This is a genomic window from Streptomyces sp. NPDC032126 (assembly GCF_055580085.1).
The window spans coordinates 593,638-608,750 of record NZ_JBVIMA010000004.1 but is presented as its reverse complement, the minus strand read 5'-3'; the positions used below and the strand labels follow the sequence as shown (position 1 = coordinate 608,750).

At 70.4% G+C, this 15,113-nt stretch carries 16 protein-coding genes and 1 pseudogene; 1 reads left to right on the top strand and 16 read right to left on the bottom strand.

The features are described 5' to 3' along the window. Nucleotide 1 precedes the first annotated feature (1 nt). From ACZ5NW_RS19150 to proS, 14 genes and pseudogenes are all read right to left on the bottom strand, one after another. On the bottom strand, nt 2-403 hold the full coding sequence (locus tag ACZ5NW_RS19150) for a YraN family protein (protein ID WP_468744998.1): 402 nt from the start codon (nt 401-403) through the stop codon (nt 2-4). A 77-nt stretch (nt 404-480) separates the two neighbouring features. After that, complete coding sequence (locus ACZ5NW_RS19145; RefSeq protein WP_003965949.1) at nt 481-789, bottom strand: DUF2469 domain-containing protein; 309 nt, start codon at nt 787-789, stop codon at nt 481-483. A 56-nt stretch (nt 790-845) separates the two neighbouring features. Next, nucleotides 846-1,421 (bottom strand): NUDIX hydrolase, encoded by a 576-nt coding sequence (locus ACZ5NW_RS19140; RefSeq protein ID WP_468744997.1) that lies wholly within the window; start codon nt 1,419-1,421, stop codon nt 846-848. Then, nucleotides 1,411-2,184 carry a signal peptidase I gene (gene lepB / locus ACZ5NW_RS19135; protein ID WP_468744996.1) on the bottom strand — a complete coding sequence of 258 codons (774 nt, stop codon included), beginning with the start codon at nt 2,182-2,184 and terminating at the stop codon, nt 1,411-1,413. The genes ACZ5NW_RS19140 and lepB (ACZ5NW_RS19135) overlap by 11 nt, the downstream gene beginning before the upstream one ends. A 166-nt stretch (nt 2,185-2,350) precedes the next feature. Next, nucleotides 2,351-3,391: a signal peptidase I gene (gene lepB / locus ACZ5NW_RS19130; RefSeq protein ID WP_468744995.1), complete on the bottom strand. Its 1,041-nt coding sequence runs from the start codon at nt 3,389-3,391 to the stop codon at nt 2,351-2,353. Beyond that, nucleotides 3,282-4,373, bottom strand: a pseudogene (gene lepB, locus ACZ5NW_RS19125) (signal peptidase I); the annotation flags it as partial. The gene lepB (ACZ5NW_RS19130) and the pseudogene lepB (ACZ5NW_RS19125), both read right to left, overlap by 110 nt. Then, nucleotides 4,366-5,058, bottom strand: coding sequence for a signal peptidase I (gene lepB / locus ACZ5NW_RS19120; protein ID WP_468744994.1), 693 nt, complete (start codon nt 5,056-5,058; stop codon nt 4,366-4,368). The pseudogene lepB (ACZ5NW_RS19125) and the gene lepB (ACZ5NW_RS19120), both read right to left, overlap by 8 nt. Nucleotides 5,059-5,103: 45 nt before the next feature. Continuing rightward, on the bottom strand, nt 5,104-5,454 hold the full coding sequence (rplS, locus tag ACZ5NW_RS19115; RefSeq protein WP_030612790.1) for a 50S ribosomal protein L19: 351 nt from the start codon (nt 5,452-5,454) through the stop codon (nt 5,104-5,106). 134 nt (nt 5,455-5,588) lie between these two features. Beyond that, nucleotides 5,589-6,422, bottom strand: coding sequence for a tRNA (guanosine(37)-N1)-methyltransferase TrmD (trmD, locus tag ACZ5NW_RS19110; protein WP_468744993.1), 834 nt, complete (start codon nt 6,420-6,422; stop codon nt 5,589-5,591). Beyond that, nucleotides 6,419-6,964: a ribosome maturation factor RimM gene (rimM, locus tag ACZ5NW_RS19105; RefSeq protein WP_468744992.1), complete on the bottom strand. Its 546-nt coding sequence runs from the start codon at nt 6,962-6,964 to the stop codon at nt 6,419-6,421. The genes trmD and rimM overlap by 4 nt, the downstream gene beginning before the upstream one ends. Before the next feature lie 100 nt (nt 6,965-7,064). Further along, on the bottom strand, nt 7,065-7,304 hold the full coding sequence (locus tag ACZ5NW_RS19100) for an RNA-binding protein (RefSeq protein ID WP_003973401.1): 240 nt from the start codon (nt 7,302-7,304) through the stop codon (nt 7,065-7,067). 5 nt (nt 7,305-7,309) lie between these two features. Continuing rightward, nucleotides 7,310-7,729 carry a 30S ribosomal protein S16 gene (rpsP, locus tag ACZ5NW_RS19095; RefSeq protein ID WP_468744991.1) on the bottom strand — a complete coding sequence of 140 codons (420 nt, stop codon included), beginning with the start codon at nt 7,727-7,729 and terminating at the stop codon, nt 7,310-7,312. 337 nt (nt 7,730-8,066) lie between these two features. Then, a complete protein-coding gene (locus ACZ5NW_RS19090) occupies nt 8,067-8,663 on the bottom strand; it encodes a hypothetical protein (RefSeq protein ID WP_468744990.1) in 597 nt (198 codons plus the stop codon). Nucleotides 8,664-8,923: 260 nt separating this feature from the next. Next, a complete protein-coding gene (gene proS, locus ACZ5NW_RS19085; RefSeq protein WP_468744989.1) occupies nt 8,924-10,336 on the bottom strand; it encodes a proline--tRNA ligase in 1,413 nt (470 codons plus the stop codon). A gap of 203 nt (nt 10,337-10,539) precedes the next feature. On the opposite strand from proS, the gene ACZ5NW_RS19080 reads away from it, so the two are divergent. Continuing rightward, nucleotides 10,540-11,400 carry an SAM-dependent methyltransferase gene (locus ACZ5NW_RS19080; RefSeq protein WP_468744988.1) on the top strand — a complete coding sequence of 287 codons (861 nt, stop codon included), beginning with the start codon at nt 10,540-10,542 and terminating at the stop codon, nt 11,398-11,400. A gap of 13 nt (nt 11,401-11,413) precedes the next feature. On the opposite strand, the gene ftsH is transcribed toward ACZ5NW_RS19080, so the two are convergent. Both ftsH and ffh read right to left on the bottom strand, forming a co-directional pair. Continuing rightward, the gene (gene ftsH / locus ACZ5NW_RS19075; protein WP_468744987.1) at nt 11,414-13,354 is read right to left on the bottom strand and encodes an ATP-dependent zinc metalloprotease FtsH; all 1,941 of its coding nucleotides are present in this window, start codon (nt 13,352-13,354) and stop codon (nt 11,414-11,416) included. A gap of 134 nt (nt 13,355-13,488) precedes the next feature. Further along, nucleotides 13,489-15,036: a signal recognition particle protein gene (gene ffh, locus ACZ5NW_RS19070; RefSeq protein WP_468744986.1), complete on the bottom strand. Its 1,548-nt coding sequence runs from the start codon at nt 15,034-15,036 to the stop codon at nt 13,489-13,491. Between the last annotated feature and the right edge of the window lie 77 nt (nt 15,037-15,113).

Here is a 15,113-nt window from a genome sequence, read left to right as displayed (position 1 = left end):
GTCAGGCCACCCCCCGTACATGCTCGACGACGGGTGCGCCGCGGGACGGGAGCAGGACGCCCACGAGGTCGATGCGGACGCCGCCGGGCGGGGCGCCGCCGTGGGACTGGATCCAGCGTTCGGCGAGGCCGCGCAGCCGCTGGGCCTTCTCCTCGGTCACCGCCGCCATCGGGTGCTGGAAGCATCCGTCCCGGCGGGTCTTCACCTCGCAGACCACGAGGACGTCCCCGTCCCGCGCCACGATGTCGATCTCACCGGTCCTGCCGCAGCGCCAGTTGCGCTCCAGGACCGTCATCCCGGCCACAGCCAGCCGCCGCGCGGCCAGCTCCTCGCCGTACCTGCCGAGTGCACTGCGTGCCTGATGGGTGTTCATGTCGGCACCACCTCCGGCACCGACGATCACGCATCCGCCACCATTGAAATGATCTTGGTGGACGACTCAGCGGTTGTGGACAACCCCGTCACCCGCCCGGGTGATCATCACCCGCCCGGCAGCTCCAGATCGCTCTTGTTCAGCTCCTCGATGTTCACGTCCTTGAAGGTGAGCACCCGGACCTGCTTCACGAACCGCGCCGGCCGGTACATGTCCCACACCCAGGCGTCCGCCATGGACACCTCGAAGAACACCTCACCCTGGACCGAGTGCACCTGCATCTCGTAGTCGTTGGTCAGATAGAAGCGCCGCTCGGTCTCGATCACGTACTTGAACAGACCGACGACATCGCGGTACTCCCGATAGAGCTTCAGCTCCATCTCGGTCTCGTACTTCTCGAGGTCCTCGGCGCTCATGGCATGTTCCCCTTCAGCCGTGCGGTCCACCCATTGTGCGCCAGTCCCGTGCGCCGCTAGACGATTTCCGTGTCAAGGACCACGGGCCTGGCCGGGGGACCATCGTCGAGCAGTGCCCGGAGCAGCTCGGCGAGTCTGGTCGGATACACCGTCTCATGCGACCCGGTCAGTTCCGCACAGGTCCACCACCTCGCTCCGGCGACACTGCGCCGCTCCAGCTCGGTGAGGCCCGTGGCGCGGGTCGCGGTGGTCGCCGTACGGGCCAGGTAGTACCACTCGTCCTGGTCCCAGCGGCGGCCCGCGAACGGGAACGAGCAGCGCCGCCGCCACAGCACCGGGCCCAGTTCGACGTCGGTGATGCCCGTCTCCTCGACGAGTTCCCGCAGCGCGGCCTCCTCACGACTCTCCGCGCCCTCCACCCCGCCGCCGGGGGTGAACCACCAGTCGTCGGATGGATCGTCCGGCTCGTGGCCGTGCAGCAGCAGGATGCGGTCCTCGGGATCGAGCAGCACCACGCGGGCGACCTTGCGCGGATCGCCACCGAGCCCGCCCGGGATCCGGCCCGGGTCGCCACCGAGCCCGCCCGGGACCGCGCCCGGATCGGCGCCCGCGCCCCTGGTCTCAGCGGGCACCGGCGGTCTCCGTCCGCCGGCCCCGGCCGGACAGCAGCTTCGCGACCGGCCCGTACGCGGCTCCGCCGAGGATCAGCAGCGTTCCCCCGACGATCATCGCGACGATCGTGCGCAGCGGGCCGGGATCGGACAGGGCGCCGAGTTCCGCGAAGCCGGTGGGGCGCTTGAGCATGCCGTTCAGGGGCCAGACGACGGCGTCGACGCGGGCGCTGACGGCCCCGCGCGCGATCGTGCCGCTGGCCGCGTCGGTGATGTGGGCGGTGGAGTCCAGGGAGCCGGAGCGCTCGTCACCGAGCAGGAAGAGCCGGCCCTCGGGGACCGTCACGGTCGGGAAGCCGGTGAGCTCGGCCGTGCTGCCCGCCGGCAGATACGGTTCGTCGATCGCCTTGCCGTTGACGGTCAGCTTGCCGTTCGTGCAGCACGAGACGGTGTCCCCGCCGACCGCGACGACCCGCTTGACCACGGGGGCGTTGTCCACCCAGGTCTTGTCGGTGAAGACGACGACGTCACCGCGGCGCACCTGGTCGCCGTCGATGCGCTGGGCGAGGACCCGGTCGCCGCCGTTGATCGTCGGGTTCATCGAGTTGGTGGGCACGGTGTACGGCCGGTAGACGACCGCTCCCCAGGCGAAACCGCCGAGGAACAGCACAAGGCCCAGTGCGACCGCCAGACCGGACAGGCGCTGTCCGATCCGGCCGCCCACCGGGCCGTTCCTGGTGCCGCCGCTGCGCGGGGCCGTACGCGTCGTGCTCTCGCCACCCATGGGTCCGCACCCTACCCGGCGGTACCGAGCCGGGGCAGCCCCTCTCCCGCGGCCTGGGTCACACACCGGGAGGCAGGGTCCGCGCCGCACTCGGGCGGCCGGTCCCGGGGGCGGACCCGGCGACCGGCGGCCCGGCCGGAGCGGCTGACCGCGCCGATCGACCCGGTCAGCGGGTCTCGGCGGCCTCCCGGCGCCGACGGCGCCACAGGACCACCGGGACGGCGCCGACGAGCGCGAGACCCTCCGGTGCGACGGTGAGCGCGGTGGACGCCGCGGACTGCGTGTCCAGGCCGTCCTGCCCGAAGGTGTCCGGCACGGGCAGCGTGCCCCAGCGGGTGAGGGGCCAGGCCTTGAACACGGCGCGCCCGACGACCTCGTCGACCGGGACCATGCCGTGGTGCCGGTCGGACTGGTTGTAGCGGGAGTCGCGCGAGTTCTGGCGGTGGTCGCCCATGACCCAGATGGAGCCCTTGGGCACGGTCACCTTGAACTGGCCGCCCGTGTCGTCGACGCTGCACGGCGTGTTGCCCGGGTAGATGTACGACGACTCGTCCAGCGGCTTGCCGTTGACCTTCAGCGGGCCGGTGCCCTTGCACTCGATGGTGTCGCCGCCGACGCCGATGACCCGCTTGATCAGGTCCTTCTCCTCCGCGGACGGCATCAGGCCGATCCAGCTGAGGAAGGTCTGCAGGGCGTTCGGGTCGTTGGTGGGCTCGCCGGCGAGCCAGTTGTCCGGGTCGTGGAAGACGACGACCTCGCCGCGCTCGGGCTCGGAGCCGAACCACGGCGTCAGCTTGTCGACGAGGACGCGGTCACCCTTCTGCAGGGTGTTCTGCATCGACTCCGAGGGGATCGAGAACGCCTGCACCAGGAACGTCTTGATCAGCAGCGCCAGCACCAGAGCGATGCCGATCAGGATCGGCAGCTCCTTCCAGAAGGAGCGCGGCTTCCTCGCCTGGGGCGCCGACCCGCCCGAGCCCACCACGTCCGCGCCCGGACCGCTCGGGCCGCCCGGGCCACCCGGCCCGTCCGGACCCTGTCCCGCGGACCCGCCCGGCCCGTCCGCCGTCGTCCCGTCCTCGGTCGCCCCGGGGTCGTTCCCTGATGTCACGGCGCTGTCCGCAGCCCGGTCGGCCGCTTCCACGGGGCGTCCGCGGTGCTCCTCGCCGTCGTGTCCGGACCGTGCGCCAACCGCCACATCCCCCACGCCAACTCCTAACTCTGTGCCGCTGCCTGCCCCATCCACGACGCAGGCCCACCACTCCCATAACGAGCGGGAGTTCCGCAGGGCTCGGGAGTCGGATCGTTCCGTTCGGATCGTCGGAGGCAACCCTATGCGACGGCTGGGGAGCGGCGGCCGCTCCGGACGCCGAGTCGGTCACCGAGGAAAAGGTTTGCGGTTCCTTGAGACTGTTCCAGTGGCCGAGCGGCCAGGCGATGACCATGGCGCGGCCCACCACCTCGTCCTCGGAGACGGTGCCGCCGTAGTCGGTGTTCTGGTGGGAGCGGGAGTCCGCGGAGTTGGCGCGGTGGTCGCCCATCACCCACAGCCGGCCCTGCGGCACGGTGATGTCGAAGGGCGTGCTGGAGGGGGCGTTCCCGGGGTACAGATAATCACTCTCGCTGAGGGGAACGCCGTTGACGGTGACCCGTCCCTGGGGGTCACAGCACTTGACGTGGTCGCCGCCGACGCCGACGACCCGCTTGATGAGGTCCTTCTCGTTGTCGGACGGCAGCAGGCCGATGAAGGTGAGGGCCTCCTTGACCTGCTTGACGACGACGGGGTCGCTCTTCTTGGCGGTGGTCTGTTCGTCCTGGAGCCAGCCGCCGGGGTCCTTGAACACGACGACGTCCCCGCGCTCGGGCTTGGAGCCGAACCACGGGGTGAACTTGTCGACCAGGACGCGGTCGCCGATCCGGATCGTCTGCTCCATGGAGCCGGACGGAATGACGAACGCCTGCACGAGGAAGGTCTTCAGCACGAGCGCTATGAGGACGGCGACGCCGACCAGGAGCGGTATCTCCCGGACGGCCGAGCGCCTGCGCTTGCGCTTGACCTTGCGCTGGAGCTTGCGCCGCTCCGCGCGCGTGCGCCCGCCGGCCGGACTGGCGGCGCGCCGGGCGCCGGTGGGCAGGAGGTTGTCCGCGGCGCTGCTGGACACGCCGCGGGGTTTGCCGCGGTTACCCATGCGCACCACCCGCGGCGGGCACCCGCGCGTAGGCGCCCGGACGGTCCAGACGGGTGAGGTGACCGAACGGCCATACGATCAAGTCGGCGCGGCCGATCACATCGGTCACCGGGATCATGCCGCCGCCGGGCGAGCCCAGGTGGTCGCGGGAGTCGCTGGAGCGGGCGCGGTGGTCGCCGAGGACGAACAGGGTGCCCTCGGGAACGACCACGTCGAAGGGCACCGAGGACGGGCTGTCGCCGGGGTACAGGAAGGTCGACTCGTCGACCGACCGGCCGTTCACCTGGATCCTCCCCTCCTTGTCGCAGCAGACCACACGGTCGCCGCCGACCCCCACCACGCGCTTGATGTAGTCGGCGTTCCCGAAATACCCGGTTCCGTCGAACACGACCACATCGCCCCGCCGCGGCTCGGCACCGAAACGGTACGCCAACTTATTTACGAGAACGCGGTCCCCGATCCTCAAACTGTTTTCCATGGATCCGCTGGGAATCTGGAAGGGCTGCGCCACAAAGGTGTTGAGGAGCAGCAGGAGGGCCAGGCAGATCAGTAGGGCGAGGCTGATCCGGCCGCCGGGGAGCCAGTTGGTGATCCTCGCCACCAACGCGAAACGCGACCGTCCCTCCGCACCCGGGGAAGGGCGGGAGGAGCGATCGCGCTCCGTGGGCTGTGCTTCGGTGTCCATCGGGGCCAGATGCTATCCGGCCCCGCTGTGACCCCGGGAAAGCGCTCAGCTCTCGCGCTTCTCCTTGATCTTCGCGGCCTTGCCGCGCAGCTCGCGCAGGTAGTACAGCTTGGCGCGACGGACGTCACCGCGGGTGACGAGCTCGATCTTCTCGACGATCGGGGTGTGCACCGGGAAGGTGCGCTCGACGCCGACGGAGAACGAGACCTTGCGGACCGTGAAGGTCTCACGGACACCGGAGCCCTGGCGACGGATCACAACGCCCTTGAACTGCTGCACACGGGAGCGGTTGCCCTCGATGACGCGGACGTGGACGTTGACGGTGTCACCCGGGCGGAAGGCCGGGATGTCGCTGCGCAGCGACGCGGAGTCGACGGAGTCGAGCAGGTGAGACATTTCGTCTGCTTTCTTCGCCGATGCCACAGGTCATCAGCGGTAGCTAGGTGTGGGTGCTGAGCCGTGTGCGGGTCGGGGCGGGCGTCGTGTCCCCCTGCGGCAGGGGCGCACGCCGGACGGCGCACAACAGCGGCCTATTCTTCCACGCCCTCGACCCTGCGCCAAAATCGGCCGTAGGGCTCGCCCTCGGGGTCGGGGGCCCAGCCCAGGATGGAGAGCATCTCGCGGTCCTTCTTGTCGAAGGCCTTGGGCTCGCAGCGCTCGATGAGGTCGGGCCGGTGGGTGGTGGTCCGGCGCAGGGCCTCGTCGCGACGCCAGCGGGCGATCTTCCCGTGGTGGCCGCTGAGCAGCACCTCGGGGATGTCCCGGCCACGCCACTCGGGCGGCTTGGTGTACACGGGGCCCTCCAGCAGGCCGGCCATCGCGCCGGGTGCGAAGGAGTCGTCCCGGTGGGACTCGGCGTTGCCCAGGACCCCGGGCAGCAGCCGGGCCACGGCCTCGGTGACGACCAGCACGGCCGCCTCGCCGCCGGCGAGGACGTAGTCGCCGATGGAGACCTCGTACACGGGCATCCGGGTGGCGTACTCGTCGACGACCCGCCGGTCGATGCCCTCGTAACGGGCGGGCGTGAAGACCAGCCAGGGGCGCTCCGAGAGCTCCACGGCGAGTTCCTGGGTGAAGGGGCGGCCGCTGGGCGTCGGGACGATGAGGGCGGGCGTGTGGGCGCCGGTCTCGTAGCCGTCGGCGAGCACGGAGTCCAGGGCGTCGCCCCAGGGGTCGGTCTTCATGACCATGCCGGGGCCGCCGCCGTACGGGGTGTCGTCGACGGTGTTGTGGCGGTCGTACGTCCACGAGCGCAGGTCGTGGACGTGCACGTTCAGCTGTCCACGCGCGCGTGCCTTGCCGACCAGGGAGACGTTCAGCGGCTCCAGGTACTCGGGGAAGATGGTGACGACGTCGAGCCTCATGCGCTGTCGTCCCTCGTGGAGTCGATCTCCGCCCGGTCGTCGATCAGGCCCGGGGGCGGCGCGATGACGGCTTTCTGCTCCGCCAGGTCGATCTCGGTGACGATCTCCTCGACGAACGGGATCATCACCTCGGTGCCGTCGGGCCGCTCCACGATGAACAGGTCCTGCGAGGGCAGATGCGAGATCTCGGTGATCCGGCCGACCTCCGCACCGTCCTCGGTCACCACGTCGAGGTCGATCAGCTGGTGGTCGTAGTACTCGTCCTCTTCCTCGGGCAGCTCGTCGGGGTCGATGTCGGCGATCAGGAGGGTGTTGCGCAGCGCCTCGGCGCCGTTGCGGTCGCGTACGCCCTCGAAGCGCAGCAGGAGGCGGCCGCTGTGGACGCGACCGGTCTCGATGGTGAGCGGGCCCGCGGAGGCGGGATCGGTGGTGAGGATGGCGCCGGGGGCGAGCCTGAGTTCCGGCTCGTCCGTGCGGACCTCCACGGTGACCTCGCCCTTGATGCCATGGGCGCGACCGATCCGGGCGACTACCAGCTGCACTTTCGAAGATCTCCTGTCGTCACGACTGGTCCCGACGACTACGGGCCGGGGACGGCCCTGAGGCCCTCCCCGGCCCGAGCCGGTACTGCGATGCGAAGCGTCAGCGGACGTGGTCCACGTCGACGAGGTCGACACGGACACCGCGGCCGCCGATGGCGCCCACGACGGTACGCAGAGCGCGCGCGGTGCGGCCGTTGCGGCCGATCACCTTGCCGAGGTCGTCGGGGTGGACCCGGACCTCCAGCACGCGCCCGCGGCGCAGGTTGCGCGAGGCGACCTGCACATCGTCAGGGTTGTCGACGATGCCCTTCACGAGGTGCTCAAGCGCCTCTTCGAGCATGCTGCTCAGGCCTCGGTCGACTCGGACTCGGCAGCGGCCTCGTCCTTCTTCTCAGCCTTCTTCTTCTGGGTGATCGCCTCACCCTTGCCCTCGTCGTCGCCACCGAGGGCCTCGAACGACGGGCGCGCCTTCTTCGGCTCGGCGACGAGCAGCGGAGCCGGGGCGGGCTCGCCCTTGAACTTCTGCCAGTCGCCGGTCTTCTTCAGGATGGCGAGGACGGGCTCGGTCGGCTGCGCGCCGACACCCAGCCAGTACGCCACGCGCTCGGCGTCCACCTCGATGACCGACGGGTGGTAGGTCGGGTGGTACTTGCCGATCTCCTCGATCGCACGGCCGTCACGGCGGGTGCGGGAGTCGGCGACGACGATGCGGTAGTGAGGCGAACGGATCTTGCCCAGACGCTTCAGCTTGATCTTGACTGCCACGGGAGTGGATTCTCCTGGATTGACGTGGTTGGGCACGGCGAGATTGCCGCGTGGGGTTGCGGTACCCGAGTGCCCGATGGACGCGTCAGCCGGAGGAGAGAGGGGTCCTGTGCGGCTGTCGAGTACAGCTAGCCATTCTGCCACACCCTGCGGGTCGCTTTCGGCCGAGGGTCGGGGGGAGCGGCTCGGGGAGGTGTTCGGGGAGTGGTCGCGGTGGTGTTCGGGGCGCGCTTGAGCATGGGGTGCCGCTGCGCCGGCGGCGCAGGAGCACCCCATGTCGTCCGTCTCGCTCGACGGCACCGGCAGCCACGAGATGCCGGTACCCGACGGTCCGGTACTACGCCGCGCCCGCGATCTCCGGAATGCGGAACGGCTTCCCGCAGCCGCCGCAGACGATCGGGGCCTGGGCCAGGACCGACGGGACCACGCGCACATTGCGGCCGCAGTCGCAGACGGCCTTGACGCGGACGCCACCGCCCGAGGACCCGTGCCGGGCGGCCGGGCCGCGGAAGGCGCGGGTGGTCTCGGCGGAGGTGGCGGCCGTATGGGCCTTGAGGGCCCGCTGAAGGCGCTCGATCGTCGGGCGGTAGCGCCGCTTGGCCTCGGGGCTGAGCGTGACCAGGGAGAAACCGCTGCTGGGGTGCGGCTCCTCGGGGTGGTCCAGGCCCAGCTCCTCGGCGATCGCGAGGAATCTCCGGTTGTGGTACCGGCCGGCGCGGGACGTGTCACGCACGCCGCGCGCGGCGGCGATGCCATGGACTGCCTCATGGAGCAGTCGCTCGAAGGAGAGTTCGTGACCGCACGCGGACGACGACTCCCCGATCAGGGACTCTGGCGCGGCAAGGTCCGGCAGCTCGGGGTGGTACCGCTGAATGTCGGCCCACGCCTGCGCCAGCTCTGCGGCGAGAACAGGTGGTGTCTGTGTCGTGCTCACGTAATGACAACGAGCGGGGGTGCCGCTGTGTTCCTATTCCGGGGCATCCCAAATAATTTGCACGTACCCGTCAGTTGCCGCTGATGCCCCCTGACGAGGGCGGGTGCGCTGATCTGCGGAGAAGCCGCACAGCTCATCCCAAGCTGGTGCGTAGTCCTCATACGCACCGGCGCGTACGCGATCTGCGCGCGCCGGGGTATGAGTCTTCCTCAGGGGCGCAAGAGGCGTTTCGGCCGCTCTCCCGTCACCCGGGCGCCGTCTCAGTAAGCGCGTGCCACGAGGGCGACGTTACCGGGTGCGTCACCGTCGTCCGGCACCGACCCGTCCTCCGCGACCAGACACCGTACGGTCACCGAGTGCTCGGCCAGCCGGGCCTCGCCGTCCGGGCCGAGCTTCGACCACGGAATCCGCGCCCAGCCGTCACTGGCGGCCTCCACGGCCTCCTCGATCGTCGACACCTCGGCCGTACGGGACTCACGGCGCTCACGGGACTGCCGCAGCAGCAGCGCCTGGTCCTCCTCCAGGATCCCCGGCAGCAGCGCGGCCAGGGCGTCCAGGGCCACCGGCTCCTTGCCTCCCGGGATACGGCGGACCAGCATCGCCGTGCCGTTCTCCAGGTCGCGCGGTCCGATCTCGACGCGCACCGGCACGCCCTTGAGCTCCCAGTCGACCGCGCGGCGCCCGAACGGCACGTCCGTGCGGTCGTCCACCCGCACCCGGACGCCGGCCGCCCGCAACCGCTCACCGACCTCGCGGACCTTGGCCAGAACCGCGTCGTCGCCCTTGATCGCCAGAACCACGGCCTGGGTCTGCGCCAGCCTCGGCGGGACCCGCAGTCCGGCGTCGTCGCCGTGCATCATCACCAGCGCGCCGATCATGCGGGTCGTCGAACCCCACGAGGTCTGCCAGACCAGCTCCTGCGTGCCGTCCTTCGACAGGTACGAGGTGTTGAACGCCCGGGCGAAGTTCTGGCCCAGCTCATGGCTGGTGGCCATCTGGAGGGCCTTGCCGTCGCCCATCATCCCTTCCAGGGTCAGGGTGTTGACGGCCCCCGCGAACCGCTCCCTGACCGTCTTGCGGCCCGGTACGACGTCCATCGCGAGGACGTTCACCATGAAGTCCTCGTACACCTCGCGATGGATGTGCGCGGCGAAGTCACGCGCGTCCTCGTACGTCGCGTGCGCCGTGTGTCCCTCCTGCCACAGGAACTCCGTCGTGCGCAGGAAGAGACGCGGCCGCAGCTCCCAACGCACCACGTTCGCCCACTGGTTGATCAGCAGCGGCAGATCGCGGTAGCTCTGCACCCACTTCGCGAAGTAGTCGTTGACGATCATCTCCGAGGTGGGCCGGACCACCGCCGGCTCCTCCAGCTCCTTGCCGCCGCCATGCGTCACGACCGCCAGTTCGGGCGCGAAACCCTCGACGTGATCCGCCTCGCGCGTCAGATACGACTGCGGGATCAGCAGCGGGAAGTAGGCGTTCTGGGTGCCGGTCGCCTTGATGCGGGCGTCCATCTCCGCCTGCATCCGCTCCCACAGCCCGTACCCGTACGGTCGGATCACCATGGTGCCGCGCACCGGGCCGTTGTCGGCCAGCTCCGCCTTGGCGATCAGATCCTGGTACCAGCGCGGGAAATCCTCCGCGCGGGGCGTGAGAATGGGTGCCTTTGCCATGGCGCGATGGTACGGGCCCGTGTTGCCGGGAGGTGAATTCTCGCCACCAGCGCCCGGACACCCCAAGCTGGGCCCCGCGACCTCTGGACGCCACCGCGACCGGGGAGTTACCTGGCATAGGGGGAGCGCGAGCGGACCGCACGGGGGCCGGCACCTCCGCTGGCGAACTCTCTCCCTCTCTCGGCGGATTGGGGCGCTTATCCATGACACCTACGCTCGTGCGTCAGCATCCGGCACACGCGGGACCGCATCCCCGCGTGGACCACGGTGCACGCGCGCGTGACTGGTCCGAGATCCAGGAGCGGATGCTGGTCCCGCTCTACGAGGCCGTCTACGAGCGACTGGAAGTGGGCCGCGGCACCCGGCTGCTCGGCCTCGGCTGCGGTTCCGGGCTCGCTCTGCTCCTGGCGGCCACCAGAGGCGCGGCGGCCCTCACCGGCGTCGAGCCCGCCCACCCGGCGCGGCTCGCCCTCGCCCGTGAGCGGCTGCTGCCCGAACCGCACGATCCTCACACGGGGACGCGGACCCGGCTCCTGGGCGGCCCGCCCGAGGACACGGCCGACGCCGACCGTCCCCCGTACAACCTGGTGACCGCCTTCGAACCCGTCGGCTGCCGTGCCGGGGACGCGGACCGGCTGGCCGAGCAGCTCACGGCCGTCGGCCCGCGCGCCGAGCGCGGCTCGCCCGTCGTCCTCGTCGGCTGGGGGCCGCCGGAGCGCTGCGCCACCGTGTCCGTGCTGCGCGTGGCCACGAGGCTCGCCGACCCCCTGCGCACCCCGGGCTCCTGGCGGCCGGCCCTGCGCGACGACCTGGAGGACGTCGCCCAGCGGGCCGGGCTGCGGCCGGACGGCTCCGGACGGGTCGCCTGTCCCTTCGGCTACGTCGGCACCGACAGCGCGGTACGCGGGCTGCTGTCGACCGGACTGTTCGACGCGGCCGCCGCCGCGACCGACCAGGCCCAGGTGGACAAGGAACTCACCGAGGCGCTCCACCCCTACCAACGGCCCGACGGCACGGTGTGGATGCCCAATGTGTTCCGCTACCTCATCGCGCGCGTGCCGTAGCCTCCGTCAGCCGTCAGCCGTCCGTGTCCTTGGCCGGTCGGTGGACTCCCGCGATCCGGTACGCCTCCGCCTCCTCCAGCGTCTCGTTCTCCAGCAACGCGTGGGCGAGGGCGTCCAGTTGGTCGCGGTGGTCGCGCAGCTTGCGGCACGCCTCCTCGTAGCACTCGTCGACGATCCGCCGCATCTCGCCGTCGATCACGTCGAGCGTCTGCGGGGCGGCCGCGAGCCCGTACGCCTGCTGGGCGTCGGTGGGCAGCGCGGAGAGCCGGCCGACGCGCTCGCTCATGCCCCACCGGGCCACCATCCCGCGCGCGATGCCGGTGACCTGCTCCAGGTCGTTCTCCGCGCCGGTCGTGACCACGCCGTAGACGACCTGCTCCGCCGCCATCCCGCCGAGCGCGCCGATGATCCGGCCCCGCAGGTACTCCTCGGTGTACGCGTACCGATCCGACTCGGGCGTCGACAGCGTCACGCCGAGCGCCCGTCCGCGCGGCACGATGGTGATCTTGCGGACCGGGTCGGCGCCCGGCTGGAGCATCCCCAGCAGGGCGTGCCCGCTCTCGTGGTACGCCGTCCTGCGCCGCTCCTCCCGCGGCATCACCAGCGGCCGTTCCGCACCCAGCTGGACCTTCTCCAACGCCTCCGACAGATCCGACTGCGTGACCCGCTCCTGGCCGCGCTTCACCGCGAGCAGGGCCGCCTCGTTCGCGAGATTGGCCAGTTCCGCACCCGTCATCCCCGGGGTCGTCCGCGCCACCTGGGCCAGGTCGACGCCCGCGGCGAGCGGGATGTCGCGGGTGTGGATCGCCAGGATCGCCTCCCGGCCGCCACGGTCGGGCGGCGAGACGTTCACCACCCGGTCGAAGCGGCCGGGACGGGTCAGCGCCGGGTCGAGGATGTCCGCGCGGTTGGTCGCGGCCAGCACGATCACGCCCTCCGCGCCGGAGAAGCCGTCCATCTCGGTCAGGATCTGGTTGAGCGTCTGCTCGCGCTCGTCGTGGCCGCCCACGCCCGAGCCGCCGGCCCGCGCCCGGCCGATGGTGTCGATCTCGTCGATGAAGATGATCGACGGAGCCACCTTGCGGGCCTCCGCGAACAGCTCACGCACGCGTGACGCGCCGACCCCGACGATCATCTCGATGAACTCCGACGCGGACGCCGAGAAGAACGGCACCCCCGCCTCCCCCGCCACCGCCCGCGCGAGCAGCGTCTTCCCGGTGCCGGGCGGGCCCGCCAGCAGCACGCCCCGGGGCATCTTGGCGCCCATCCTGCGATAGGCGTCCGGGTTCTTCAGGAAGTCGACCACGTCGTTCAGCTCGCCCTCGACCTCGTCGATGCCGGCGACGTCCTCGAACGTGGTGCGCTTCTCCCCCGGCACCAGCTCGACCGGCTTCGGCGGCTCCTTGCGGCCGAGCATCCCACCGGCGCCGCCCATCCCCGCCCGCATCCGGCGCGCGATGAACACCCAGACCGCGATCAGCAGCAGCATCGGCGCCAGGGAGATCAGCAGATTGGCGAGAAAACTGCGGTGCTGGACGACCGGCTCCGCCGTCACGGTGACGTCGTGCCTGGTCAGATCCGCCCACAGCTGGTCGTCCGCGAAGGCCGGGCGCTGCGTCTTGAACTTCGTGTAGGTGCCGTCGCCCCCGGGCTTGTCCTGCTTCTTCTTCAGCTCGCCCTGGATCGCGTCGCCCTTGGAGTAGATCTTCGTGACGTTGCCGGCGTCGACCTGCTTGCTGAACTCCGTGTACGAGATCGTCGGCTCGTCGCCCTCGTTGAAGAACGACAGCACCAGATTGGCGATCAGGAACACGATCAGCGCGGTCAGGATCAGGCTCCACCAGCCACCGCGCATCCGCCGTCCGCCGGGTGGCGGCTTGGGCGGTTCCTCGGGCGTGCCCTCGGTGCGCCAGGGCTGGTCCGGCGACTTGCGCGGCGGCGCGGGGTTGGTCATATCGGGACGTTACGACACGGACCAGTCACCGGCACCCGCACCGACGCCAAGGGCGCCCCTCCAGAGCGGAAGGGCGCCCTCACCGACGTCTTCAGGAACGTGCCGCGGCACGCGGCCCATGAACTTTCTTGGACTCAGCCCATGAACTTCTTGAACTCGTCCGGCAGCTCGAAGTCCTGGCCGCCCTGCTGCGGCAGACCCAGGGCACCGCCCTGAGCGGCCGCCTCGCGGCGCCGCGCCTCCTCCAGCTCCTGCTGCTTGCGCTTCATCGGGTTGCCGGAGCGCTGCTTGCCCTTGGCCTGCTTGGGCTGCTTCTTCTGCCGGCCGGGGCCGCCGCCCATGCCCGGGATCCCCGGCATGCCGGGCATACCGCCGCCCTGGGCCATGCGCGACATCATCTTGCGGGCCTCGAAGAACCGCTCGACCAGGCCCTTGACCGCGCTGACCTCGACACCGGAACCTCGGGCGATACGGGCGCGGCGCGAGCCGTTGATGATCGTCGGGTCCTGGCGCTCGGCCGGGGTCATCGACTTGATGATCGCGGCGGTGCGGTCGACGTCCCGCTCGTCGAGGTTGTTGATCTGGTCCTTGATCTGCCCCATGCCGGGCAGCATGCCGAGCAGCTTGCTGATGCTGCCCATCTTCCTGACCTGTTCCATCTGGGACAGGAAGTCGTCCAGGGTGAAGTCCTGGCCCTTCTTCGACGCCAGCTTGGAGGCCATCTTCTGGGCCTCTTCCTGGCTGAACGTCTTCTCCGCCTGCTCGATCAGGGTGAGCAGGTCACCCATGTCGAGGATGCGGGAGGCCATCCGGTCCGGGTGGAACGCGTCGAAGTCGTCGAGCTTCTCGCCGTTCGACGCGAACATGATCGGCTTGCCGGTGATCTGCCGGATCGACAGGGCGGCACCACCGCGCGCGTCGCCGTCGAGCTTGGACAGCACCACGCCGTCGAAGCCGACGCCGTCACGGAAGGCCTCGGCCGTGTTGACGGCGTCCTGGCCGATCATGGCGTCGACGACGAAGAGGATCTCGTCGGGGCGGACCGCGTCCCTGATGTCCGCGGCCTGCTGCATCATCTCCTGGTCGATGCCGAGGCGGCCGGCGGTGTCGACGATGACGATGTCGTGGACCTTGGACTTCGCGAAGTCGATGGAGTCCTTGGCGACCTGGACGGGGTCACCGACGCCGTTGCCCGGCTGCGGCGCGAAGACGGCCACGCCGGCGCGCTCGGCGACGACGCTCAGCTGGTTGACGGCGTTGGGGCGCTGGAGGTCGGCGGCGACGAGCAGCGGCGAGTGGCCCTGCTCCTTCAGCCAGCGGCCCAGCTTGCCCGCGAGGGTGGTCTTACCGGCACCCTGGAGACCGGCCAGCATGATCACGGTGGGCGGCTGCTTGGCGAAGCGCAGGCGCCGCGTCTCACCGCCGAGGATGGTGACCAGCTCGTCGTTGACGATCTTGAGCACCTGCTGGGCGGGGTTCAGCGCCTTGGACACGTCGGCACCGAGGGCACGCTCCTTGACGTTCTTGATGAACGTCCGGACGACGGGCAGCGCCACGTCGGCTTCGAGGAGTGCGATACGGATCTCGCGCGCCGTGGCGTCGATGTCCGCCTCGGACAACCTGCCCTTGCCGCGGAGGTTTTTGAATGTCGCGCTGAGGCGGTCGGAGAGGGTATCGAACACGGTGGCGTCGGTCCTCGGAGTCGGGGTCGTTTTGGGCTGCCCTCCAGGGTATCCGGCCGCGCAAGCAAATCGTCCCC